Here is a 22,739-nt window from a genome sequence, read left to right as displayed (position 1 = left end):
ATGACATAAAGTAGTGGTAATCAGCTACGCCAATCAATTGGCTTAACACCAAAATAGAAGAAGAAAACGCTTATTCGTAAGAAAAAGGATGAGAGCAAAAGGTCTTATGCAATTGGTAAATAAAACAAATAAGATCGAAAGTTCTATTTCTATTGACCTGATTGATTGGCGTTTTAAAGTCACTGGCTTCTTAGAGATTGTGCCTTTTGAACTGAATATTCCCATTGTCGAATTTAATAATTTTCACATTCTTTTACTATGCTATAATAATGAAAAGAAGAGGGTGAGGTTATGGGAAAGCTGAAAATCCACTCTGCTGAGGTTGCGAACGAAATTAGCAAGTGGACGAGGGTCATTTCTCAAAATGATCTGGAGAAATCTGTTGTCTATAAAGAGAAAATTCAGAATTTGCTAAAAAACACAGATGAAGATCGCGAAGTTCTCCTTTATTATCAGCTTGTCGACGGCAGACATGAAATGTTACTTGGAAATATTGAAAAAGCCAATCATATTATAAAAAGTGTCGGAACGCTGGATGAAAAAGCAGATGACATTATTAATTTTTATTTTTACTTTTACAAAGGACAGTATGCCGCGTATGTGAAAAAGTATGATGAAGCGATTAGCTTTTACAAAATTGCAGAGCAGCGCCTAAAACGGGTGAATGAAGATCTGGAAGTAGGAACTTTTCACCATAAAGTCGCTTCGATCTATTATGAACTTAAGCAGAATTTCATTTCCATTAATCATATAAAAAAAGCCATTGATACGTTCAAAGCGCATGAGGAGTACACATCGCAGGCGATTGATAGCTTAATTTTACATGCAAGCAATTGTATTGATTTATTTCAATTTGATGAAGCAGAAGAAAAGTATCAAGAGGCACTTGAGAAAAGTAAGCGCATTAACAATGAAGTGCTGATTGGAAAGTGCTATCACAATTTAGCGGTTCTTTATTATGCAAAACCCGATTATGAAAAAAGTGCGCAGTACGCCAAAAAAGGGATGAGCATTCAAATTCACCGTGACAATCGCCATTATTACATCCAATCTTTATATGTTTTGGCGAATGCCCTAGTTCATCTAGATGATCCTGAGGCGAAAGAATATATTAAAGAGGGTATTCAGTACAGTTGCGATATCCAAAATAATGAATATATAGTAAAATTTGAAATTTTAGATTTGATGTGCGAAAATAGTGGAGCAGCAGACGTATTCTCTGAAAAACTAGACTACATAGAAAAAAATAGATTATATGTGGAGCTTGAGGATTTGTCTGAACAAATATCGAAATACTTCAAGGAACGAAACGATTATCAAAATGCCATTCGTTTTCTTGAAAAGAAATTCGATGCACAAATACTTCAAAAGAAAGTGGAGGTTATCTTATGAAAAAGTTGTTGTTAGGTGTAACAATCGTTACAGCATTCGCAGTTGTTTCTTCCCTTTTTGCTCTTGACGCAGAGACGACAGAGCAAGCCATCAGAGCGATTACGTGATCGAATTGACCTGTTAACCTCTTCTCTCTTATCAGAAGAGGTTTTTTTATGTGCTCAGACTGGAAAAACGGAAATAGACACGTCATAATGAAGGTAATCATCATATTTAGAGGTGGCATATGACGAAAATTTTTGCACACAGAGGCTTTAAAGGAATGTATCCTGAAAACACCATGATCGCCTTTGAACATGCACTCCATTCTGGAGCTGACGGGATTGAGCTTGATGTTCAGCTGACCAAAGACGGCAGACTGGCGGTCATTCACGATGAGAAGCTAAACCGAACAACGAATATGAAAGGCTTAGTGAAAGACTATACATATGAGGAGTTAAAAAGAGGGGACGCGAGTCATTCTTTTTATGAAGAAACAGGTGCGGTGCAGATCCCCCTTTTAGAGGAAGTGTTAGAGCTAGTCACGCAGCGATCATCTTTTATGATCAATATTGAACTGAAAAACTCCATTTATCGCTATCCAGGGATCGAAGAAAAGGTAAAAGAGCAAATTGAGCACTTTCAGATTGAGGACCGGGTGCTGGTCTCATCATTTCATCATGGTAGCTTAGCTCTTTTTCACAAGCTGATGCCGCACATTGAACTGGCTGTCCTCACGATGGATGTCATTCATCAGCCGGAGATGTATTTAAAAACAATACCGGCAAAAGGGTACCATCCGAATATCAAGGGCGCTGGGGTGACAAAAGAGGTCGTATCGGCGCTCCATGCCACCCATCAAGTGATCAGACCGTTTACTGTAAATAGTGAAAAGCAAATACGAAACATGTTCTCATTAGGTGTCGATGGCATTTTCACTGATTTTCCTGACCGAGCGGTGAGCATACATAAGAGAAGAAATGACGAAAAACCCTGCTAATCAATAGCAGGGCTCTTTTAATGCTCATCTTTGTTTAAAACGAGTGGTTACTTTATTTCGTTTGCGGTCTCTATATAAAATAAATCCAGCGACAACATAAAGACCTGCCCCTAAAAAAAACAACCCTGCAATTCCTTGCAGCCATAAATATGGAAATGGTGCAATGATGATGCCGAAAATAGTGTCGCGCAGCAGCTTAATTCCAAGTGCTGCAAAGGCGCCAGGTATTAATATAATCACTAATGCTAGGATTCTCCCCATCAAATGTCCCCTTAAACGTCATTTACTTCCATTGTCTAATTCAAAAAATATTTTGTCAAGAAAGGAAAACGTGGTAATATAAGAGTTGTGCAATTTTTTGCAACGGAAAAATATGGTGTGCAAAATTTTTCATATAAAGGGGTAACGGGATGCAGAGAGTCTTGATTGTCGGTGCGGGACAGGGTGGATCAGCACTGCTTGAAACATTGCTGAAAACAAATATGATTCAAATCATTGCGATCGCCGACCTTGATCTCGAGGCACCGGGGATGGTAGAAGCGAAAAAGAATGGAATTGACACGACAACAGATTGGAAAGAATACATAAAAGATGACATTGATATCATCATTGAAACAACAGGCAGTTCTGCTGTGCTAAAGGAATTGATTGAAGAAAAACCAGAGCATGCTGTGATTGTGCCAAGTTCGATGGCATACGTCATTTCAGAATTAATGGCTGAGAAACAACAGCTTATTCAAATACTCAAAGAACAAACCTATAAACATGACCGCATTTTTAATGCAACGAATGACGGCATGATTTTTATTAATATGGATGAAGAAGTGGTCCTATTTAATCGATCGGCTGCCAAAATGGTAGGGTGCTCACAAAAGGATGCGATCGGCCGCCACATTCGAGAAGTCATTCCAAACACAAAACTTCCCGATATTTTAAGATCCAGAGAGCCGGAATTTCATCAAAAACAATTTTTAAATCAGCAAATTCAAATTGTCACCACGCGTCTTCCGATTATTGATGACGCAGGGAAAATGCTTGGCGCTTTATCCATCTTTAAAGATATTACAGATGCGGTTGAGCTTGCGGAGGAAGTGACGAACCTCAAAGAAGTACGAACGATGCTTGAGGCCATCATTCAATCATCAGATGAAGCCATATCGGTTGTGGATGAGCAAGGAAAAGGTATTTTGATTAACCGTGCTTATACGAAAATGACCGGTTTAACAGACAAAGAAGTGGTTGGTAAACCAGCAGGTGCAGATATCTCTGAAGGGGAAAGCATGCACTTGAAGGTACTCGAAACAAGAAGACCGGTTCGCGGCGTCAGAATGAAGGTTGGACCAAACAAAAAAGATGTGATCGTCAACGTAGCGCCTGTGATTGTTGACGGCATTCTAAAGGGTAGTGTCGGTGTCATTCACGACGTATCAGAAATTCAATCACTGACGAATGAATTGAATAAAGCGAGACAGCTCATCCGTACACTTGAGGCCAAATATACGTTTGAAGACATTGTTGGGGAAAGTGAACAAATGCTTGTTGCACTTGAGCAGGCAAAGCTAGGCGCAAAAACGCCGGCAACCATTTTGCTGCGCGGAGAGTCAGGTACTGGGAAAGAATTGTTTGCGCACGCCATCCACAATGAAAGTGACCGTAAATATAACCGCTTTGTTCGTGTCAATTGTGCGGCATTATCAGAGACCCTTTTAGAGTCAGAGCTTTTTGGCTACGAGGAGGGAGCTTTCTCTGGTGCAAGGCGCGGCGGGAAAAAGGGGCTGTTTGAAGAAGCGAATCACGGTAGCATCTTTTTAGATGAAATTGGTGAAATGAGCCCAAGTACACAAGCGAAATTACTGCGCGTCATGCAGGAGAAAGAAATTGTGAGAGTGGGCGGAACAAAAGCGATACCTGTAGATGTCCGTGTGATTACGGCAACAAATGTCAATATCGAAAAAGCGATGGCAGAGGGGAAGTTCAGAGAGGATTTATATTATCGAATGAACAGATACCCGATATCTATCCCGCCGCTCAGGCAGCGACTTGAAGATATTGACTCATTAAGCAAGCGACTCATTCAGAAGATCAATTTAGACTATGGACGGAATGTCAACGGATTAACAGAACAGGCTCTCAATAGACTTCGCTCTTATAGTTGGCCAGGTAACGTAAGAGAGCTTGAAAATGTGCTTGGACGAGCCATGATCTTTTTAAATCCGCAAGAAGAATGGATCGAAGAAAGGCATATTGCCTTTATGGAGTCAGAAGCGCGTGAAGAAAAAGAGCAGCAGGAGCTTGCTGTAAGTCAATTTGAAGGGGAGGCGCTTTCAGATGCTGTTGAAGCATTTGAAGCGCAGTTGATCAAACAAACCCTTGAAAAACATCAATTCAATCGTACGAAAACAGCGAAAACATTAGGGATCAGTATTCGAAACCTTTACTATAAAATGGATAAATACCAGCTTGCAAAAGATAGCATGCAGTAACATGCACGTAATCTGCAAAAAATTGCACGAATTCTTCTCGGAAAGGTTCGTTTTTCACACATTTCAAGCTGGCACGGAACTTGCATATAAAAACACGAACCGAGCACAAGGAAAGGTGGGCAAGTATGAAGCTTGACGATCTGATTATGAAAGCCTCACAGTTGCAGAATAAAACAGCGGCTGTGGCTCATGCAGAAGACGAAGAAGTGCTTCAGGCCATCAAAATGGCCATTCAGCGAAAGGTTGCTCGCTTCCTGCTGGTTGGGAACAAACGTAGCCTAAAGGAGCTAGTCAAACAGCATGAGATCAATGAAGACTGGATAGATATTATTCACTCCGATTCACCCGAAGAATCTGCCAAAATTGCCGTGCAGGCAGTCAGTGAAAACCATGCAGATATTCTCATGAAGGGGCATGTCCCGACAGCCGTATTGTTAAAAGCTGTTCTGAATAAAGAGTATGGACTTCGAACAGCGAGTGTCCTATCACATGTTGCGGCATTTGAAGTACCGGGCTTCGACCGTTTTATTTATGTCACAGATTCTGCTATGAACATCGCACCGGATTTAAAAATGCTGAAAGAAATTACGGTCAATTCCGTTCAAGTCGCACATGCTATTGGAAATGCCATGCCAAAGGTGGCAGTACTATCTGCGGTAGAGGTGGTGAACCCAGCGATGGATTCGACGCTCACGGCTGCAAGTCTTGCGCAAATGAACCGCCGAGGTCAAATTTCTGGTTGCCTGATTGATGGACCGCTTGCTTTAGATAATGCCATCTCTCAAACGGCAGCTTCTCATAAAAATATTACGAGTGATGTCGCTGGTCATGCAGATATTTTGCTTGTCCCAACCATTGAAGCAGGCAACATTCTTTATAAATCCCTCATCTACTTTGCTCATGCAAAGGTGGGGGCTGTGGTGGCAGGAGCGAAGGCACCGATTGCTTTAACAAGCCGGTCTGATTCAGCCGAAAGTAAGCTCTATTCAATTGCACTTGCCATTTGTACATCAAATGAAGCGGAAGTAATAGGAGGAAAAAACAATGGAACTTTTTAAATATATGGAACGATACGATTATGAACAGCTTGTATTTTGTCAGGATGAGCAGTCTGGTTTAAAAGCCATTATTGCGATACATGATACAACACTTGGGCCAGCACTAGGCGGAACAAGAATGTGGACATATGAAAACGAAGAAGCCGCTATTGAAGATGCGCTGCGTCTTGCAAGAGGGATGACGTATAAAAATGCGGCAGCAGGCCTGAATCTTGGCGGCGGTAAAACGGTCATCATCGGTGATCCGAGAAAAGACAAGAATGAAGAAATGTTCCGTGCATTTGGACGCTACATTCAAGGGCTGAATGGCCGTTATATTACAGCTGAAGATGTCGGTACAACGGTAGAAGACATGGACCTTATCCATGAAGAAACAGACTTTGTCACAGGAATCTCTCCTGCATTTGGTTCTTCCGGAAACCCATCACCAGTCACAGCTTACGGTGTATATAAAGGAATGAAAGCAGCTGCAAAAGCTGCTTTCGGGACGGATTCATTAGAAGGAAAAACAATTGCCGTTCAAGGTGTTGGAAATGTGGCTTACAACCTATGTAAACACCTGCATGAAGAAGGCGCACAACTGATCGTCACAGATATCAACAAAGATTCTGTTCAGCGAGCTGTAGAAGACTTCGGTGCAAAAGCGGTAGATCCTGACGATATTTATGATCAACCATGTGATATTTATGCACCATGTGCACTTGGTGCAACCATTAATGATGTGACAATTCCTAAGCTAAAAGCAAAAGTCATTGCAGGTGCAGCCAATAACCAGCTGAGAGAAACCCATCACGGAGATCTTATTCATGAGATGGGCATAGTGTATGCACCTGATTATGTGATCAATGCAGGTGGCGTCATTAACGTGGCTGATGAACTTTATGGCTATAATGCAGATCGTGCAATGAAAAAAGTAGAAGGCATTTACCAAAATATTGAGCGTGTAATTGAAATCTCAAACCGTGATGCCATTCCAACGTATAAAGCGGCAGACCGATTGGCTGAAGAGCGAATTGAAAGAATGCGCAAATCAAGAAGTCAATTCCTGCAAAATGGCCAACATATTTTAAGTCGCCGCTAATTTGATGAATGAGTTGAAACGGAGGTTTTGTTTTTGCTGACAAAAGAATGGCGTATTCTCACGATTAATCCTGGCTCTACTTCAACAAAAATCGGTGTGTTTCATAATGAACGATCTATCTTTGAAACGACATTAAGACATACAGATGAGGAATTAAAGAAATTCCCTCATATCATTGATCAGTTTTCATTTCGTAAAGAAACAATTCTTAAAACGCTGCATGAACAGGGGATGAACATCTCAAAATTTGATGCTGTTTGCGCGCGCGGCGGTCTTCTTCGCCCGATTGAAGGAGGCACATATGAAGTAAATGAGCAAATGGTCAAAGATCTAAAAGAAGGGTATGCTGGCCAGCATGCCTCCAATCTAGGCGGAATTATTGCCCGAGAAATTGCACTTGGCCTCAACATTCCGGCTTTTATTGTGGACCCAGTGGTAGTAGATGAACTAAAGCCGATTGCTCGGATTTCCGGGCTGCCGACAATTGAGCGAAAAAGCATTTTTCATGCGTTAAATCAAAAAGCAGTCGCAAGAAAAACAGCCGCTTCTTTTGGAAAGCGTTACGAAGATTTGAACATGATTATTACCCATATGGGCGGCGGGATTACGATTGGTGTACATGAAAAAGGAAAGGTCATTGATGTCAATAACGGTCTCCATGGCGAAGGTCCTTTTAGCCCAGAGCGAGCGGGAACACTTCCGACAGGTGACCTTGTCACCCTTTGCTTTTCTGGTGAATACTCACAAGAGGAAATGCTCAAACGCATTATTGGTGAAGGCGGTCTTGCGGGCTATCTCGGCACGACAGACGCGGTAAAAGTAGAGCGCATGATCGAAGCTGGCGATGAGCGTGCAGCCCTTATTTATGAAGCGATGTGCTATCAAATTGCCAAAGAAATCGGTGCGGCGAGTGCTGTCTTAAAAGGGGCTGTTGACGTGATTGTGTTAACAGGCGGCCTTGCGTACAGCAAACAAATTACGTCAAGTATTAGAGGGTACATTGACTGGATTTCAGATGTTGTCGTGTACCCAGGTGAAAATGAGTTGCAATCCTTAGCAGAAGGTGCGCTCCGTATTTTAAAAGAAGAAGAATCACCGAAGGAATACCCAAATGATCAAAGGATGAAGAAAGGAGTGACAAGTCATGGCAACTGAATATGACCTCGTCATTCTTGGTGGAGGCACAGGGGGCTATGTAGCCGCTATCCGTGCCTCTCAGCTTGGATTGAAAACAGCAGTCGTAGAAAAATCAAAGCTTGGTGGAACATGTCTTCATAAAGGCTGTATTCCATCTAAAGCGCTCCTCAGAAGTGCAGAAGTCTATCAAACGGTGAAACGTGCCGCTGATTTTGGCGTTGAAGCAAGCGGCGTTGCCTTGCAATTTGCCAACGTACAAAAAAGAAAAACAGAGATTGTAGAAAAATTAGCAGGCGGCGTTAAACATTTAATGAAACAAGGGAAAATTGATGTATATGAAGGAATAGGCCGTATACTGGGGCCTTCTATCTTTTCTCCAATGCCAGGAACCATCTCGGTAGAAATGGCAAATGGAGATGAAAATGAAATGCTGATTCCAAAGCAGGTGATCATCGCGACAGGATCAAGACCACGCGTCTTGCCTGGACTTGAAGCGGATGGAATGCACATCCTCACATCAGATGATGCGCTTGAACTGCAAGAACTCCCTCAGTCCATGCTTATTGTTGGCGGCGGTGTGATCGGGATCGAGTGGGCATCCATGCTGAATGACTTTGGCGTAAAAGTCACAGTAATCGAGTTTGCTGATCGCATTTTGCCAACAGAAGATCAAGATATTTCTAAAGAAATGGAAAAGCTATTAACGAAAAAAGGCATCACCTTTGTGACAAATGCGAAGGTCCTGCCAGATTCCGTAGAAAAGCATGAAAATCTCGTTAAGATACAAGCGGAAAAGGATGGAGACATTCAATCGTTTGAAGCAGAAAAATTGCTCCTTTCAGTTGGCCGGGTGCCGAATGTGGAAGGCATTGGACTTGAAAACACGGACATCCAGATAGAAAAGCAAGGCATTGTTGTGAATGAGCATTATCAAACGAAAGAGTCACATATTTACGCGATAGGAGATGTCATTGGCGGACTTCAGCTGGCCCATGTCGCTTCGCATGAAGGCATGATTGCGGTGGAACATATGGCAGGTCAAGATCCAAAGCCGCTTGATGAAACACTCGTGTCTAAATGTGTTTACTCTCACCCAGAAGCCGCTAGTGTTGGACTGACTGAACAGGAGGCAAAAGAGCAAGGCTACGAAGTCAAGGTTGGGACATTCCCTTTCATGGCCATTGGAAAAGCACTTGTGTTTGGGGAGACTGATGGATTTGTCAAAATCATTGCCGATCAAAAGACGGATGATATCTTAGGGATTCATATGATTGGTCCCCATGTAACAGATATGATATCTGAAGCTGGATTAGCCAAAGTACTTGATGCAACTCCGTGGGAAGTGGGGCAGACGATACACCCGCATCCAACCCTGTCAGAGGCGATGGGCGAGGCAGCACTTGCTGTTGACGGAAAGGCGATCCATTTTTAATCAAGGAGGGAAACATGATGAGTAACATGCGTCATCAGGAATTAGGATTATCAGATGAACAAGCGATTGATATATATAAAACCATGCTTCTAGCAAGAAAAATTGATGAACGGATGTGGCTTTTAAACCGTTCTGGAAAAATTCCATTCGTGATTTCTTGTCAGGGACAGGAAGCGCAGCAAGTCGGCGCTGCTTTTGCCCTCAATAGAGAAGAAGATTACGTTTTACCTTACTACCGTGATATGGGAGTTGTCCTGGCATTTGGGATGACAGCGAAAGATTTGATGATGTCTGGTTTTGCGAAAAAAGACGATCCAAACTCAGGCGGGAGACAGATGCCGGGTCATTTTGGGCAAAAGTCAAACCGAATTGTGACTGGATCATCGCCTGTGACCACACAGGTTCCCCATGCGGTTGGAATTGCACTTGCTGGGCGTCTAGAGCAGAAGAACTTTGTCAGCTTTGTCACGTTCGGTGAAGGCTCTTCAAACCAAGGGGATTTCCACGAAGGCGCCAACTTTGCTGCTGTGCATAAGCTGCCTGTTATTTTCATGTGTGAAAACAATAAATATGCGATTTCCGTTCCGTATGACAAACAAGTGGCATGTGAACGCATTTCCGATCGTGCAATTGGGTACGGAATGCCTGGCGTGACGGTTGATGGAAATGATCCGCTTGAAGTCTATGCAGCGGTCAAAGAAGCGAGAGACCGTGCGGCACGAGGCGAAGGCCCAACATTGATCGAAACTATTTCTTACCGATTAACCGCGCATTCAAGTGATGACGACGATTCTAGCTATCGTGAAAAGGAAGAAGTGCTCGAAGCGAGAAAGAAAGATCCGCTCATTCAGTATGAAACGTACTTAATCGAAGGAAACGTCATGACTTCTGAAATGAAAGAAGAGATGACAACAGAAATTATGCAAATCGTAAACGAAGCCACTGATGAAGCGGAAAACGCAGCTTATGCTGATGCAGAAAGCGCACTTCGTTACGTGTATGCGGAGTAAGGAGGAAGAAAAATGCCTGTCATGTCATATATAGATGCTATTACACTAGCGATGAAAGAAGAAATGCAGCGAGATCCGAAAGTGTTTGTGCTCGGAGAGGATGTCGGGAAAAAAGGCGGCGTATTTAAAGCGACAGCGGGTCTTTACGAGCAATTTGGAGAAGCGCGCGTGATGGATACACCTCTTGCAGAATCAGCGATTGCTGGTGTCGGCATTGGGGCAGCCATGTATGGAATGCGTCCGATCGCAGAGATGCAATTTGCGGATTTCATTCTGCCAGCTGTCAACCAAATCATTTCAGAGGCTGCAAAAATTAGATACCGCTCAAACAATGATTGGAGCTGTCCGATGGTCATCCGTGCACCTTACGGGGGCGGTGTACACGGGGCGCTTTATCATTCACAATCGGTTGAAGCGATTTTTGCTAATCAGCCTGGCTTAAAGATTGTCATGCCTTCTACACCTTATGATGTAAAAGGTCTGTTAAAGGCCGCAGTGCGTGATCCAGATCCTGTATTGTTCTTTGAACACAAACGTGCATACCGTCTCATTAAAGGAGAAGTGCCTGAGGAGGATTATACGCTTCCTATTGGAAAAGCAGATGTGAAACGTGAAGGCGATGACATCACGGTCATTACATATGGTCTTTGTGTTCATTTTGCCTTGCAAGCAGCAGAGCGCCTTGCGAAGGACGGAATTTCCGCTCATATTCTTGATTTACGTACCGTGTATCCACTTGATCAAGAAGCGATTATTGAAGCGGCATCAAAAACAGGCAAGGTGCTCCTTTTAACGGAAGATACAAAAGAAGGAAGCATCATGAGCGAAGTGGCAGCGATCATTTCTGAGCACTGCTTGTTTGATTTAGATGCACCAATTAAACGTCTAGCAGGACCTGATATTCCGGCAATGCCGTATGCACCGACAATGGAGAAATTTTTCATGGTCAATCCGGATAAGGTAGAAGCTGAAATGAGAGAGTTAGCGGCGTTTTAAGAAAGAGGAGGGTTTCAAGTGGCAATTGAACAAATGAAAATGCCTCAGCTAGGTGAAAGTGTAACAGAAGGAACCATTAGCAAATGGCTCGTTTCACCTGGCGATCATGTGAATAAATACGATCCGATTGCGGAAGTCATGACGGATAAAGTGAACGCAGAGGTTCCGTCATCCTTTACAGGAACGATCACAAAGCTATCGGCTGCAGAGGGTGACACACTTCAAGTAGGTGAAGTGTTTTGTGAAATTGAAGTAGAAGGCAGTGCGCAGCAGAGTGCAAAAGAAGCAGAAGCGGCACCTGTGCAAAGTGAAACAAAAGAAGCTGATCAAACAAATGCCGATCAGAGTCAAAAGAAACGATACTCTCCAGCAGTCCTTCGTTTAGCAGATGAGCACGGAATTGATTTAGCGGCTGTTCAAGGAACGGGAGCTGGCGGCAGAATCACAAGAAAAGATTTGCTGAAGCTTATCGAAAGTGGAGGCGTAAAAGAAACGGCAGCACCTGTGAGTGATGGTACGGGTCAAACGGAGCCTGCGAAGCCGTCACAAGCAAAAGCAGCTCCTTCTATCTCTTCAATGCCTGGAGATGTTGAACTGCCGGTCACACCGATTAGACAGGCGATTGCCGCCAATATGCTAAGAAGCAAACACGAAATTCCACATGCCTGGACGATGATGGAAGTGGATGTGACAAACCTTGTGACAAGAAGAAATCAGCTAAAAGATCAATTCAAAGCAAAAGAAGGCTTTAATTTGACGTTCTTTGCATTCTTTGTCAAAGCAGTGGCTCAGGGCTTAAAAGAATTCCCTGAAATGAACAGCATGTGGGCTGGAGATAAAATTGTGCAAAAGAAAGCGATCAATGTATCCATTGCTGTTGCTACAGATGACGCTCTTTTTGTCCCAGTGATCAAAGATGCGGATGAAAAGACGATTAAGGGTATCGCCAAAGACATTCATGAGCTTGCTTCCAAGGTGAGACAAGGCAAACTGAAGCAAAGTGATATGGAAGGCGGCACTTTCACTGTGAACAACACAGGATCATTTGGTTCGATTCAATCAATGGGGATCATTAACTATCCGCAAGCCGCTATTTTACAAGTAGAATCAATCGTGAAGCGTCCAATGATTGTAAATGGCATGATTGCAGCAAGAGATATGGTGAACCTTTGTCTCTCATTAGATCATAGAGTACTTGATGGTCTTGTATGCGGCAGATTCCTGCAAAGAATTAAACAAATTCTTGAAGGCATCGACGAGCAGACGTCCGTCTATTAAGTCATTTATGTTTCCCCTTCTCACAAGGAGAAGGGGATTTCCACATCAATCAGAAAGGAGCGGCGATATGTCTGGACTAGATTTCTTTGCTTTCCTTACCGTGGGTCTTATGTTTATGACAGCCATTGCGTTCGCTTTTCTTCGGTATATTTCCAAATCACGCAATCATCCTGAACGATTACTGCTGATCATATCTATCGTTTCAATCATTCAAATCGCTTATTGCTTGTTGATGGTAGGCGGGTTTAAAGGAGTCGCCAATAGTTTTTTAGGGATTTCCCTTCTTTTAGGGACACTGCTAGGCTATGCACTTGAATATTTATACAGACGTTATATCAAAAAAACGCCCGAATCGAAATGATGCGGGCGTTTTCTCTATTCTGCTGGAACGATAAAGGTCAAACGCTGTTTTAATACTTCAAGTGAAGAAGGAGCAGTCATATATACCTCACCATCTGTATCTGCATCCATTTCTTCTTTTGTATGGATATGAATGCGTGATGCTTGAATAAGAGACAGGTCTCCTGTAAAATCCTCTAGCTCTTCCCGGTTCATTGAAAAAATCTCTTTTAAAGCAGAGAAACTCGTATTTCTGCAAATTAAAATTTCGGCTTTTCCATCATCAATTGCCGCATTTGGCAGATCTATTTTATTTGTACCGATAAAATGCCCATTCATGACAAGGACGATGACTGCTTCCTCTTCCCAGTTTTCCTCTTCGGTTTCAATTCGAACGTGAAACGGATCTGTTTGCTGAATGGTTCGAATAGCGCTCGTGAAGTAGCTGATTTTTCCGAGTACGGCCTTTTCTTTGTCGTTGATATTATTAGAGGTATCTGCAATAAGCCCGATCCCCCAAAAGTTTAAAAGATATCGATCTTCTGCTTTGATTAAGTCGACCTTTTTTTTAGCGCCGTCTATGATGACTTGAGCGGCTTTTGGCATTTGCTGAGGTATGCCCAGCGTTCTAGAAAAATCATTGCATGTTCCGCCAGGCAATATCGCGACTGCCGGCCTTTTTTCTAAACCGCCAATTCCGTTCATACATTCATGGACGGTTCCATCCCCGCCTAATATAATCAGCAGTTCAACCGTCTCATCCATCTCACGGCAGAAATGGTAGGCATCATGTGGCCGCTTTGTCGGTTTAAGGATGAGTTCATCCATATGTAAAGAAAGAAGAGGCACTGTTTGACTTAGAGTTTTTTCCATGTTTTTTTGTCCAGCATTTCCGTTATAGATAAGCATCGCTTTTTTGAATTGTGCCATCATGCCATTCTCCCTTTCATCACTTTATTATCACTTTTCCCCAATCCCACAGCTCATAAACGATCTTCGGAAAAAGTGAAAAGGGCAAGACAACACATTTGCCCGCCAGCGTTTTCCTTGATATGATGTAGTTGAAATGCTTTGGTACGTAGAAGGAGTGGACGGATATGAATATTGATTTTAATTTATTTATGAATGATATTGTGAAACAAGCGAGAGACGAGATCAAGCAGGCAGGCTACACGGAACTGACAACAGCTGAAGAGGTTGATGAAGCGCTGACGAAAAAAGGAACGGCACTTGTCATGGTGAATTCAGTTTGCGGCTGTGCTGGCGGTATTGCAAGACCAGCAGCTGGTTATTCTGTTCATTACGATAAGCGTCCGGATCAATTGCTTACAGTGTTTGCTGGACAGGACAAAGAGGCAACGGCAAGAGCACGTGAATACTTTGAAGGCTACCCGCCATCTTCGCCATCGTTTGCCCTATTAAAAGATGGAAAAATGATTACAATGGTAGAGCGCCATGAGATTGAGGGGCACGAACCAATGGAAGTGGTGTCAAAACTTCAAGCCGCTTTCGATGAGCATTGCGAAGAAGTATAAAATGTTACTTTTGAATGAATAAATACGAAGCAGTCCGGTCTTTTGGCCGGTCTGTTTTTTGTTTTATAAGACATAAGAATCAAAATAATTTTAGCAAAATACTATTGCATATCAAAAAGAAAGTGTTTAAAATACATTATAGTGAATAAATATTCAATTCTACAATGGAGTTTAAATACTGGGAGGCATTATCATATGAAAAAGTGGTTATTATTACTTATGACAGCTGGTCTTGCAGCTGCACTAGCGGCGTGCGGAACTTCTTCTAATAATTCAAATGCATCAGGGGACGACAAAACACTCATCATGGCGACTTCAGCAGATTATCCGCCATTTGAATCAAAAGACGGTGATAAAATTATCGGTTTTGATGTCGACCTTGCAACAGCTCTAGCGAAAAAGAACGGCTATAAGCTGGAAATTCAAGATATGGACTTTGCGAGCCTTGTGTCAGCACTTAAAACAAACAAAGCGGATATTGTTCTTGCAGGAATGACACCTACAGAAAAGCGTAAAAAACAAGTTGATTTCTCTGATGTCTACTACAATGCTGAAAACTTAATTGTGTCAAAAAAATCTAGCGGTATTCAATCAGAGAAAGATTTAAAAGACAAAACAGTCGGCGTTCAATTAGGTTCTATCCAACAGGATGAAGCTAACGGCTTGAAAGAGAAATATAACTTAACGGTGGAAGATCGCAATAAAATCTCAGATATCATTCAAGAGATCAAAGCTGGCCGCTTTGATGCAGCGATTATTGAAGATAAAGTGGCTGCTGGTTATTTGAAAAAGGAAAAAGACTTCCAAGCGTTTAAATTAAATAGCACAAACGAAGGGTCAGCCATTGCATTCAAAAAAAATAGCGACCTAACAGCGAAATTCAATCAATCATTAAAAGAAATGAAGGAAAATGGCGAACTTGATAAATTAATTAAAAAATGGTTTGCTGATGAAAAGTAAGTCAGGAAAAGGATCAGCGTCATGCATGAAAATCAAGTAGAAAGCGCTGAAAAGTTCAACATCTGTTGAACTTTTTTCCTGTTTATTCTTTGATTTTATCTGAAGGCAAAAAAAGGAGAATACAATGATGGATTTTAAAGATGTAATACCTCAGATGCCCTTTATTTTAGAAGGTCTTAAAGTAACGCTTTCTATTGTCGTGGTGTCACTCTTCCTTGGTTTTATTTTGGGCATTTTATTAACCCTCTGTAAAATTAGTGTGTTTAAGCCGCTCATTTGGCTTGCAGATTTTTATACGTCAATCTTTCGAGGCACACCGCTTGTGCTTCAGCTGTTGATTATCTATTTTGGTCTTCCTCAGCTGCTCGGCTTTCAAATTGATCAATACTGGGCTGCTGTAGCCGCATTCTCTTTAAACTCAGCGGCGTATGTATCAGAAATTATTCGTGCGGGCATTAATGCCATTGATAAAGGGCAAAAAGAAGCAGCCGTAGCTTTAGGTATCCCTTATGCTAAAATGATGAAGGACTTATTGCTTCCGCAAGCATTCAAAAATATTTCACCAGCACTTGTGAACGAAACGATTACACTGACAAAAGAATCAGCGATTGTCACAGTCATTGGACTGGGCGATGTCATGAGACGAGCCTATCAAGCAGGTGCCGTCACCTATAACTATCTTGAACCGCTTATTTTTGCAGGTCTCATCTATTATGTCATCGTTCTTGTTCTCACCTTTGTCGGTAAATCGGTGGAAAGGAAGTTAAAATCAAATGATTAAAATAGAGAAGCTCACAAAATCCTTTGGGAAAAATGAAGTATTAAAAGGCATTGACACCACGATTAAAGAAGGCGAAGTGGTGGCCGTCATCGGGCCGTCTGGTTCAGGGAAATCAACGTTTCTTCGCTGCATCAACCTGCTTGAAAAGCCGACTTCTGGTGTCATTACGATTCGGGATACTGAAATTACAAATCCAAAAACAAATGCTTTAAAAGTGCGCGAAAACATTGGGATGGTGTTTCAGCATTTTCACTTATTCCCGCATAAAACTGTGCTAGAAAATATTACGTATGCTCCTATGAATGTCAAGAATCAATCGAAGGAAGACAGCATCAAGCAGGCCGAGAATCTTTTGAAAAAGGTAGGACTTCTAGAGAAGAAAGATGATTACCCGAATCGTTTGTCAGGTGGTCAAAAACAGCGTGTCGCCATTGCACGTGCACTTGCGATGACTCCAGACATTATGCTCTTTGACGAACCAACGTCTGCACTTGATCCTGAAATGGTAAAGGAAGTATTAGAGGTCATGAAAGAGCTGGCTCAATCAGGGATGACGCTCGTCATCGTCACACATGAAATGGGCTTTGCAAAAGAAGTGGCAGACCGTGTGATCTTTATGGATGACGGAAAAATTGTAGAAGATGCGAATCCAGTGGAATTCTTTGAATCACCATCTTCACAGCGTGCTCAAGACTTTTTACAAAAAATATTATAAAGAAAAAGAGAAGGAGACTTAACATCTTCTTCTTTTTTTGATTATAATGGGGAAGTAAAAAAAGCTCATCATTTCACAAAAGTGATGGAAACAAGACAGAAAAGAGTGAATCACATCATGTTTAAAATCGGCTATCGAACGCTGAAAACGGCATTAGGAACAGCTCTAGCCATTTATATTGCACAAATGCTTGGCTTGCAAAATTATTCAGCTGCCGGAATTATTACTATCCTCTGTATTCAGGTGACGAAAAAAAGGTCACTGTTAGCATCAGGTGCCCGCTTTGCAGCATGCAGTCTAGCCATCTTATTTTCTTATTTATTTTTCGATCTCATTGGTTACCACCCTTTCGTTATAGGACTTATGCTGCTCGTCTTTATTCCGACCACCGTTTTGCTTCGAATCAAAGAAGGAATTGTCACAAGCTCAGTCATTATCCTTCATTTGTATATGTCTGGAGGAATCACGTTTCAGCTCATCTGGAATGAACTTTTACTCATTACAATTGGCGTCGGGGTAGCACTCATCATGAACCTGTATATGCCTAGCGTTGATAAAAAGCTGAAACAATACAGTGAACAGATTGAAGCCAATTTTGCGAAAATCTTTGAAGAAATCGAACAATACTTAATGACAGGGAAGCAAGACTGGACAGGAACAGAAATACCGGAAACGCATCAATTGATCAAAGAAGCGAAAGCTCTTGCATACCGTGATGTCGAAAACCATGTCCTAAGACATGAAAATCTGTATTATCATTATTTCAACATGAGACAAAAGCAATTTGAAATCATTGAGCGGGTGCTGCCGAAGATTACGTCCATTTCTGTTACAACAGAGCATGGACAAATCATTGCAGAATATATCAGAGACTTACGCGAGCATATTCACCCAGGGAACACGGCACATAAGTTCTTAAGACGCCTGATTGATATGAAAGAAGAGTTTGATGCACTGCCGCTTCCGCAAACACGTGAAGAATTTGAAGCAAGAGCGGCACTATTTCATTTTCTAGGGGAAATGGAACAATATTTAGTGCTGAAAAGCTATTTTAAAGGGATGAAAGAATAGAGACGCATGAGTTCCTCCTTCATTGGTCAATCTAATGAAAAAAGGAGGAGCCTATGCGTCTTTTATTTTATACTGTGCTAACCATGTCGCTTTCGCCAATCTGGCCGCTCGGACAGAATCCGCTTCCAGGGGACCCGTTTGTCATTATTAATAAACAAACGAACGAGCTTGCTTATATTGATCATGGGAAAATTCAAAAAATATATCCAGTTTCTACAGGCAAAACAGCTGATTTAACGCCAGAAGGTGAATTTACCATTATGATCAAAGCAAAAGATCCCTACTACAGAAGAAAGAATATTGAAGGCGGTGCGAAGAACAACCCTCTCGGCCGAAGGTGGATTGGATTTGATGCACGAGGAACAGATGGCAGAACTTACGGAATTCATGGAACAAGTGACGAAACATCGATAGGGAAATTTATAACCGCAGGCTGTGTGAGACTTCATAATCAAGATGTAGAACGATTGTTTGACCAGCTTCCAATTGGAACAAAGGTATGGATTACTAAATCAAGCGATTCATTTGAAAAGCTAGCCAAAGACAAACAGGCCATTCGTTGATCAAACGAATCACCTGCTTGTCTGTTTTATGATAGAAACCTTATAAAAAGGTTGCCGCTCCTGCTAATAGTGAAGAAATTAACAGCAGGCTAATCATGAGCAATACCATAAATTTCATGAATTTCTGAGACATATCGCACCCCTATAACCGAAGATTTTTGCGACGAGCGCATCTTTCTTTATTTTAGCTGGTTTTTTCGTACGCGACAAGTGATCAACAAAGGAAGTGAACAGATGAATCAAATCGATCATATCGCCATTGCAGTCTTTTCGATTAAAGAAACAAGTCAAACGCTTTATCAGTTGTTTAACTGGCAATTTTCAGACATACAAGAAATTCCTGAACAAGAGATTAAGGCATCGTTTGTTTCACTTGGTGATCTGCACATTGAATTGATTGAACCGATGTCAGATCACAGCAAATTACATATTTTTTTAACAAAAAGAGGAGAGGGGCTTCACCATATTGCATTAAAATCAGGTGACATCCAGGCTGATCTCCGTCAACTTGACCAGCAAGGTGTACAGCTCCTTCAAAAAAACGCACAAATGGGTGCAAACGGAAAGCGCATTGCGTTTATTTCACCAAAAGAAACGTCAGGTGCGTTAGTTGAATTATGTGAGCCTTTGAAAGGAGAGAGAGATGGAGATGCATGAATCGTTCAATGACTTGTCTAAATGGCGAGAGAAGGCCTTACAGGGCGGCGGTGAAAAACGGGCAGCGGCTCACCGGAACAAAGGAAAGCTGACTGTCCGTGAACGGCTTCATGAACTTCTTGACCGAGGCAGTTTTATGGAAATTCAGCCATTTGCAAAAGGTCAATGGTCAGAGTATGCAGGTGACGGTGTTGTTATTGGTACGGGACTAATTCATAAGAGACCCGTATGTGTCTATGCTCAAGATGCGACAGTATACGGAGGCTCGTTAGGCGACATGCATGCCAAAAAAATTGCTTCTTTAATGGATCTGGCGGCTAAAAATCAAATGCCGATTATCGGTCTAAAAGACTCAGGTGGTGCGAGAATTCAAGAGGGTGTGGTATCATTAGAAGGATACGGTCAGATTTTTAAACGTAACGTCCTGTACTCTGGTCAAATCCCGCAAATATCCGTTATTCTAGGCTCCTGTGCTGGAGGTGCAGTCTATTCTCCTGCATTGACTGATTTTGTCTTCATGACAAAGCAAACAGCCCATATGTTTTTAACTGGTCCGAAAGTCATAGAAAAAGCAACAGGAGAAACGGTCTGTCCTGACCGGCTTGGCGGTGCAAGTGTTCAGCATCAGACAAGCGGGAATGTGCACTATACGGGGAAAGATGAGAAGGACGTGTTAAAAGCAGTTCGAACTCTTTTAACGTACATACCAACGAAACAACAGGCTGTCATTCATCGTGAGGTACGAAAGCATGTTGCAAGTGATCCAGCCGAATTTTTGCCAAAGGACCCATCACGCACCTATGATGTCAAGCAAGTTGTGACAACATTAACCGATGACGACTCATTCTTTGAAACGCAGCCTTGTTTCTCGAAGAATATTGTCACTGGCTTTGCTAGATTACAAGGGGCTTCGATTGGTCTTGTTGCCAATCAGCCAAAGGTGCTGGCAGGAAGTCTTGATCTTGACGCTGCTGATAAAGCGGCCAGGTTTATTCGATTTTGCGATGCATTTCATATTCCTATTTTAACCCTTGTGGACGTTCCCGGATTTTTGCCAGGGGAGAAAGCCGAGCATGCAGGAATTATCCGCCACGGCGCGAAGCTTCTATATGCATACGCTGAGGCGACCGTTCCAAAAATCACCGTGATTTTAAGAAAGGCGTTTGGCGGGGCATATGTCGCCATGAACAGCAAGGGCTTAGGTGCTGACTTTGTTTATGCATGGCCAAAGGCAGAAATTGATGTCATGGGAAAAACGTTCGCAGACGAAATTGTTCATCATGCTTCGCGTGAGACCGGCAGCGAACCCAATGTCGTGAAGGCGGCTCAATTAGGTTTGATAGACGATATTCTAATGCCAGCTGAAACGAGAGAGCGGTTGATCCGCTCATTTGACCTGCTTCGCAGTAAACAAGAAGATAGACCATTAAAAAAGCATGGCAACATACCGCTATAAGAGGAGGAACACCATCATGATCAATGAGAAACGCTTATTAGACGAATTTTTAGAACTCGTTCAAATCGACTCAGAAACAAAACATGAAGAAAAAATTGTGGAAGTACTTAAAGAAAAATTTTCGGGACTTGGCCTTAAAGTGGTTGAAGACGATTCAAAAGCGGTAACGGGTCACGGCGCAGGCAATCTGATCTGTACACTTGAAGGAAATCAACAGGCAGATACAATCTATTTCACTTCTCATATGGATACAGTGGTTCCTGGTAACGGCGTGAATCCAATCGTTGAAGACGGCTATGTCAAAACAGATGGAACAACGATACTAGGTGCTGACGACAAAACAGGGCTTGCCGCGATGTTGGAAGCGATCCGTGTCCTAAAAGAGAAGAATTTACCGCATGGGACAATTGAATTTGTCATCACAGCAGGTGAGGAATCAGGACTTGTTGGAGCAAAAGCGTTAGACCCGAAATGGATGACAGCGAAATACGGCTATGCCCTCGATTCAGATGGCAAGGTCGGTACAATTATCGTAGCTGCGCCCACACAGGCGAAAGTACGGGCAACCATTTACGGAAAAACAGCTCACGCAGGTGTAGCACCTGAAAAAGGCGTGTCTGCGATTACCATTGCAGCAAAAGCGATTGCCAGCATGCCGCTTGGCCGTATTGATGACGAAACAACGGCGAATATTGGCCGTTTTGAAGGTGGAACGCAAACGAATATTGTTTGCGATCAAGTAGATATTCTTGCCGAAGCACGCTCTTTAGAACCTGCAAAAATGGAAGCGCAAGTAGCGAAGATGAAAGAAGCCTTTGAAAAAACCGCTAAAGAAATGGGCGGAAGTGCCGATGTACAAATTGACATCATGTATCCAGGCTTCAAATTCTCTCACGGCGATCAAGTCGTTGAAGTGGCGAAAAAAGCGGCTGCAAAAATTGGCCGGCCTTCAGAGCTACAGACAAGCGGGGGAGGCAGTGATGCAAACGTTATTGCTGGGAACGGCATCCCAACCGTCAATCTAGCTGTTGGATATGAAGATATTCATACAAAAAATGAGAAGATGCCGATTGAAGAATTAGTCAAGACAGCTGAAATGGTTCTCGCCATTATCGAAGAAACGACAAATCCATCGTAAAGGCAGGAGACTCTGTGAGCACGCAAAAAATCATTATTTTCCAAGTAGGACAAGAGGATTTTGGCATTAGTGTAGAGCATATTCGTTCGATTGAGAAGGTGCCTTATTTACAAGAAGTATCGAACCTTCCAAAAGAGATTAAAGGACTGATGTCTTTAAGAGGAGAAGTCATTCCAGTCAGTGACACAGGCGTCATGCTTCACGGAAAACCTCTTGATGTAACCGATCAGTCCAAGATTTTACTTTTTGAATTAGATGATCAAATGATTGGCTGCCTTGTCTCAGATGCAAAAGATATCATTGATATCGAGCTAAGCGAGATCAAGCCATTTCATATGAACACAAAAGCATCTGAATATTTCTTCGGCGTCGTTGAGAGAGAAGGCAAGATGATTTTACAAGTGGACCCAAGTAAGTTTCTTGGGAAAATTGAGGATCTCGATCAATTGCATGAGCGAATGAAAGAAGAATTGGCATAAAGAAAAGCCCCTTATCAAATGGATAAGGGGCTCCAGAGTGTAGACAAACCATCGCATTCTTTGTCAGTCCTGCGTGCCGGTGCTCACGAATGTCAAATTCGCTCCGCTCCGGTACTCGTCCTTCCTAGACTGCAAAGGTTTTCAGTTCACGCTGAAAAGAAGACAAAGGGCTAAAATAAAGTTCATTTTAGCCCTTTGT

General features: G+C 42.4%; 24 protein-coding genes. 21 read left to right on the top strand and 3 right to left on the bottom strand.

From position 1 onward, the window contains the following. The first annotated feature begins 291 nt into the window (after positions 1 to 291). Complete coding sequence (locus tag BA1_RS10440; RefSeq protein WP_008358589.1) at positions 292 to 1,392, top strand: Rap family tetratricopeptide repeat protein; 1,101 nt, start codon at positions 292 to 294, stop codon at positions 1,390 to 1,392. A 226-nt stretch (positions 1,393 to 1,618) separates the two neighbouring features. Continuing rightward, complete coding sequence (locus BA1_RS10435; protein WP_008358587.1) at positions 1,619 to 2,371, top strand: glycerophosphodiester phosphodiesterase; 753 nt, start codon at positions 1,619 to 1,621, stop codon at positions 2,369 to 2,371. A gap of 24 nt (positions 2,372 to 2,395) precedes the next feature. On the opposite strand, the gene BA1_RS10430 is transcribed toward BA1_RS10435, so the two are convergent. Continuing rightward, positions 2,396 to 2,632 carry a DUF2627 domain-containing protein gene (locus BA1_RS10430; RefSeq protein WP_008358585.1) on the bottom strand — a complete coding sequence of 79 codons (237 nt, stop codon included), beginning with the start codon at positions 2,630 to 2,632 and terminating at the stop codon, positions 2,396 to 2,398. A 149-nt stretch (positions 2,633 to 2,781) separates the two neighbouring features. Here BA1_RS10430 and BA1_RS10425 point away from each other — a divergent pair, with 149 nt between their 5' ends. The 9 genes from BA1_RS10425 to BA1_RS10385 all read left to right on the top strand — a co-directional run bounded on the left by BA1_RS10425 (position 2,782) and on the right by BA1_RS10385 (position 13,207). Continuing rightward, entirely contained in the window at positions 2,782 to 4,854 is a 2,073-nt protein-coding gene (locus tag BA1_RS10425) for a sigma-54 interaction domain-containing protein (protein WP_008358583.1), read from the top strand. A gap of 125 nt (positions 4,855 to 4,979) precedes the next feature. Then, complete coding sequence (gene yqiS, locus BA1_RS10420; protein ID WP_008358581.1) at positions 4,980 to 5,912, top strand: phosphate butyryltransferase; 933 nt, start codon at positions 4,980 to 4,982, stop codon at positions 5,910 to 5,912. Then, complete coding sequence (gene bcd / locus BA1_RS10415) at positions 5,899 to 6,993, top strand: branched-chain amino acid dehydrogenase (RefSeq protein WP_008358578.1); 1,095 nt, start codon at positions 5,899 to 5,901, stop codon at positions 6,991 to 6,993. Before yqiS ends, bcd begins: the two co-directional genes overlap by 14 nt. A 33-nt stretch (positions 6,994 to 7,026) precedes the next feature. Then, on the top strand, positions 7,027 to 8,148 hold the full coding sequence (buk, locus tag BA1_RS10410; protein ID WP_008358576.1) for a butyrate kinase: 1,122 nt from the start codon (positions 7,027 to 7,029) through the stop codon (positions 8,146 to 8,148). Further along, complete coding sequence (gene lpdA, locus BA1_RS10405) at positions 8,138 to 9,562, top strand: dihydrolipoyl dehydrogenase (RefSeq protein ID WP_008358573.1); 1,425 nt, start codon at positions 8,138 to 8,140, stop codon at positions 9,560 to 9,562. Before buk ends, lpdA begins: the two co-directional genes overlap by 11 nt. Positions 9,563 to 9,579: 17 nt before the next feature. After that, the gene (locus tag BA1_RS10400; RefSeq protein ID WP_008358571.1) at positions 9,580 to 10,572 is read left to right on the top strand and encodes a thiamine pyrophosphate-dependent dehydrogenase E1 component subunit alpha; all 993 of its coding nucleotides are present in this window, start codon (positions 9,580 to 9,582) and stop codon (positions 10,570 to 10,572) included. A gap of 12 nt (positions 10,573 to 10,584) precedes the next feature. Next, complete coding sequence (locus BA1_RS10395; RefSeq protein WP_008358569.1) at positions 10,585 to 11,568, top strand: alpha-ketoacid dehydrogenase subunit beta; 984 nt, start codon at positions 10,585 to 10,587, stop codon at positions 11,566 to 11,568. Between the two features lie 18 nt (positions 11,569 to 11,586). After that, positions 11,587 to 12,846 carry a dihydrolipoamide acetyltransferase family protein gene (locus tag BA1_RS10390; RefSeq protein WP_008358567.1) on the top strand — a complete coding sequence of 420 codons (1,260 nt, stop codon included), beginning with the start codon at positions 11,587 to 11,589 and terminating at the stop codon, positions 12,844 to 12,846. 67 nt (positions 12,847 to 12,913) lie between these two features. Further along, the gene (locus BA1_RS10385; protein WP_008358565.1) at positions 12,914 to 13,207 is read left to right on the top strand and encodes a YesK family protein; all 294 of its coding nucleotides are present in this window, start codon (positions 12,914 to 12,916) and stop codon (positions 13,205 to 13,207) included. A 14-nt stretch (positions 13,208 to 13,221) separates the two neighbouring features. Here the strand turns inward: BA1_RS10385 and BA1_RS10380 are convergent, their stop codons facing one another. Next, entirely contained in the window at positions 13,222 to 14,115 is an 894-nt protein-coding gene (locus BA1_RS10380; RefSeq protein WP_008358563.1) for a YegS/Rv2252/BmrU family lipid kinase, read from the bottom strand. Positions 14,116 to 14,282: 167 nt separating this feature from the next. Here BA1_RS10380 and BA1_RS10375 point away from each other — a divergent pair, with 167 nt between their 5' ends. From BA1_RS10375 to BA1_RS10350, 6 genes are all read left to right on the top strand, one after another. After that, positions 14,283 to 14,720, top strand: coding sequence for a BrxA/BrxB family bacilliredoxin (locus BA1_RS10375; RefSeq protein WP_008358561.1), 438 nt, complete (start codon positions 14,283 to 14,285; stop codon positions 14,718 to 14,720). A 195-nt stretch (positions 14,721 to 14,915) separates the two neighbouring features. Then, positions 14,916 to 15,680 carry a transporter substrate-binding domain-containing protein gene (locus tag BA1_RS10370; protein WP_008358558.1) on the top strand — a complete coding sequence of 255 codons (765 nt, stop codon included), beginning with the start codon at positions 14,916 to 14,918 and terminating at the stop codon, positions 15,678 to 15,680. 127 nt (positions 15,681 to 15,807) lie between these two features. Then, entirely contained in the window at positions 15,808 to 16,461 is a 654-nt protein-coding gene (locus BA1_RS10365; protein WP_008358556.1) for an arginine ABC transporter permease ArtQ, read from the top strand. Next, positions 16,454 to 17,176, top strand: coding sequence for an arginine ABC transporter ATP-binding protein ArtM (locus BA1_RS10360; RefSeq protein ID WP_008358554.1), 723 nt, complete (start codon positions 16,454 to 16,456; stop codon positions 17,174 to 17,176). Before BA1_RS10365 ends, BA1_RS10360 begins: the two co-directional genes overlap by 8 nt. A 117-nt stretch (positions 17,177 to 17,293) precedes the next feature. Further along, the gene (locus BA1_RS10355; protein WP_008358552.1) at positions 17,294 to 18,247 is read left to right on the top strand and encodes an aromatic acid exporter family protein; all 954 of its coding nucleotides are present in this window, start codon (positions 17,294 to 17,296) and stop codon (positions 18,245 to 18,247) included. 53 nt (positions 18,248 to 18,300) lie between these two features. Further along, positions 18,301 to 18,810 (top strand): L,D-transpeptidase, encoded by a 510-nt coding sequence (locus BA1_RS10350; protein WP_008358551.1) that lies wholly within the window; start codon positions 18,301 to 18,303, stop codon positions 18,808 to 18,810. A gap of 40 nt (positions 18,811 to 18,850) precedes the next feature. On the opposite strand, the gene prli42 is transcribed toward BA1_RS10350, so the two are convergent. Beyond that, the gene (prli42, locus tag BA1_RS19035) at positions 18,851 to 18,943 is read right to left on the bottom strand and encodes a stressosome-associated protein Prli42 (RefSeq protein ID WP_149865350.1); all 93 of its coding nucleotides are present in this window, start codon (positions 18,941 to 18,943) and stop codon (positions 18,851 to 18,853) included. A 101-nt stretch (positions 18,944 to 19,044) separates the two neighbouring features. Here prli42 and mce point away from each other — a divergent pair, with 101 nt between their 5' ends. Genes mce through BA1_RS10330 form a run of 4 tightly spaced genes read left to right on the top strand, consistent with a single transcriptional unit; the run spans position 19,045 to position 22,540 of the window. Further along, on the top strand, positions 19,045 to 19,467 hold the full coding sequence (gene mce / locus BA1_RS10345; protein ID WP_008358550.1) for a methylmalonyl-CoA epimerase: 423 nt from the start codon (positions 19,045 to 19,047) through the stop codon (positions 19,465 to 19,467). Continuing rightward, positions 19,454 to 20,923 carry an acyl-CoA carboxylase subunit beta gene (locus tag BA1_RS10340; RefSeq protein WP_034739092.1) on the top strand — a complete coding sequence of 490 codons (1,470 nt, stop codon included), beginning with the start codon at positions 19,454 to 19,456 and terminating at the stop codon, positions 20,921 to 20,923. The genes mce and BA1_RS10340 overlap by 14 nt, the downstream gene beginning before the upstream one ends. 16 nt (positions 20,924 to 20,939) lie before the next feature. Further along, entirely contained in the window at positions 20,940 to 22,061 is a 1,122-nt protein-coding gene (locus tag BA1_RS10335) for a M20/M25/M40 family metallo-hydrolase (protein WP_008358547.1), read from the top strand. A gap of 14 nt (positions 22,062 to 22,075) precedes the next feature. After that, positions 22,076 to 22,540 (top strand): chemotaxis protein CheW, encoded by a 465-nt coding sequence (locus tag BA1_RS10330; protein ID WP_008358544.1) that lies wholly within the window; start codon positions 22,076 to 22,078, stop codon positions 22,538 to 22,540. The last annotated feature ends 199 nt before the right edge of the window (positions 22,541 to 22,739 follow it).

It is taken from the genome of Bacillus xiamenensis, assembly GCF_000300535.1.
GTDB classification, from domain to species: Bacteria; Bacillota; Bacilli; order Bacillales; family Bacillaceae; genus Bacillus; species Bacillus xiamenensis.
The sequence above is the reverse complement of the archived record's forward strand: the minus strand, read 5'-3'. Positions and strand labels throughout refer to the sequence as shown.

What these genes read in the sequence shown, in the direction of transcription:
- prli42 (WP_149865350.1), bottom strand. Translation starts at nt 18,943, where the DNA reads ATGTCTCAGAAATTCATGAAATTTATGGTATTGCTCATGATTAGCCTG.
- BA1_RS10425 (WP_008358583.1), top strand. Translation starts at nt 2,782, where the DNA reads ATGCAGAGAGTCTTGATTGTCGGTGCGGGACAGGGTGGATCAGCACTG.
- yqiS (WP_008358581.1), top strand. Translation starts at nt 4,980, where the DNA reads ATGAAGCTTGACGATCTGATTATGAAAGCCTCACAGTTGCAGAATAAA.
- BA1_RS10370 (WP_008358558.1), top strand. Translation starts at nt 14,916, where the DNA reads ATGAAAAAGTGGTTATTATTACTTATGACAGCTGGTCTTGCAGCTGCA.
- BA1_RS10340 (WP_034739092.1), top strand. Translation starts at nt 19,454, where the DNA reads ATGGAGATGCATGAATCGTTCAATGACTTGTCTAAATGGCGAGAGAAG.
- BA1_RS10385 (WP_008358565.1), top strand. Translation starts at nt 12,914, where the DNA reads ATGTCTGGACTAGATTTCTTTGCTTTCCTTACCGTGGGTCTTATGTTT.
- BA1_RS10430 (WP_008358585.1), bottom strand. Translation starts at nt 2,632, where the DNA reads ATGGGGAGAATCCTAGCATTAGTGATTATATTAATACCTGGCGCCTTT.
- BA1_RS10365 (WP_008358556.1), top strand. Translation starts at nt 15,808, where the DNA reads ATGGATTTTAAAGATGTAATACCTCAGATGCCCTTTATTTTAGAAGGT.
- BA1_RS10335 (WP_008358547.1), top strand. Translation starts at nt 20,940, where the DNA reads ATGATCAATGAGAAACGCTTATTAGACGAATTTTTAGAACTCGTTCAA.
- mce (WP_008358550.1), top strand. Translation starts at nt 19,045, where the DNA reads ATGAATCAAATCGATCATATCGCCATTGCAGTCTTTTCGATTAAAGAA.
- BA1_RS10440 (WP_008358589.1), top strand. Translation starts at nt 292, where the DNA reads ATGGGAAAGCTGAAAATCCACTCTGCTGAGGTTGCGAACGAAATTAGC.
- BA1_RS10360 (WP_008358554.1), top strand. Translation starts at nt 16,454, where the DNA reads ATGATTAAAATAGAGAAGCTCACAAAATCCTTTGGGAAAAATGAAGTA.
- BA1_RS10400 (WP_008358571.1), top strand. Translation starts at nt 9,580, where the DNA reads ATGAGTAACATGCGTCATCAGGAATTAGGATTATCAGATGAACAAGCG.
- BA1_RS10395 (WP_008358569.1), top strand. Translation starts at nt 10,585, where the DNA reads ATGCCTGTCATGTCATATATAGATGCTATTACACTAGCGATGAAAGAA.
- lpdA (WP_008358573.1), top strand. Translation starts at nt 8,138, where the DNA reads ATGGCAACTGAATATGACCTCGTCATTCTTGGTGGAGGCACAGGGGGC.
- BA1_RS10350 (WP_008358551.1), top strand. Translation starts at nt 18,301, where the DNA reads ATGCGTCTTTTATTTTATACTGTGCTAACCATGTCGCTTTCGCCAATC.
- BA1_RS10380 (WP_008358563.1), bottom strand. Translation starts at nt 14,115, where the DNA reads ATGGCACAATTCAAAAAAGCGATGCTTATCTATAACGGAAATGCTGGA.
- BA1_RS10375 (WP_008358561.1), top strand. Translation starts at nt 14,283, where the DNA reads ATGAATATTGATTTTAATTTATTTATGAATGATATTGTGAAACAAGCG.
- BA1_RS10355 (WP_008358552.1), top strand. Translation starts at nt 17,294, where the DNA reads ATGTTTAAAATCGGCTATCGAACGCTGAAAACGGCATTAGGAACAGCT.
- bcd (WP_008358578.1), top strand. Translation starts at nt 5,899, where the DNA reads ATGGAACTTTTTAAATATATGGAACGATACGATTATGAACAGCTTGTA.
- BA1_RS10435 (WP_008358587.1), top strand. Translation starts at nt 1,619, where the DNA reads ATGACGAAAATTTTTGCACACAGAGGCTTTAAAGGAATGTATCCTGAA.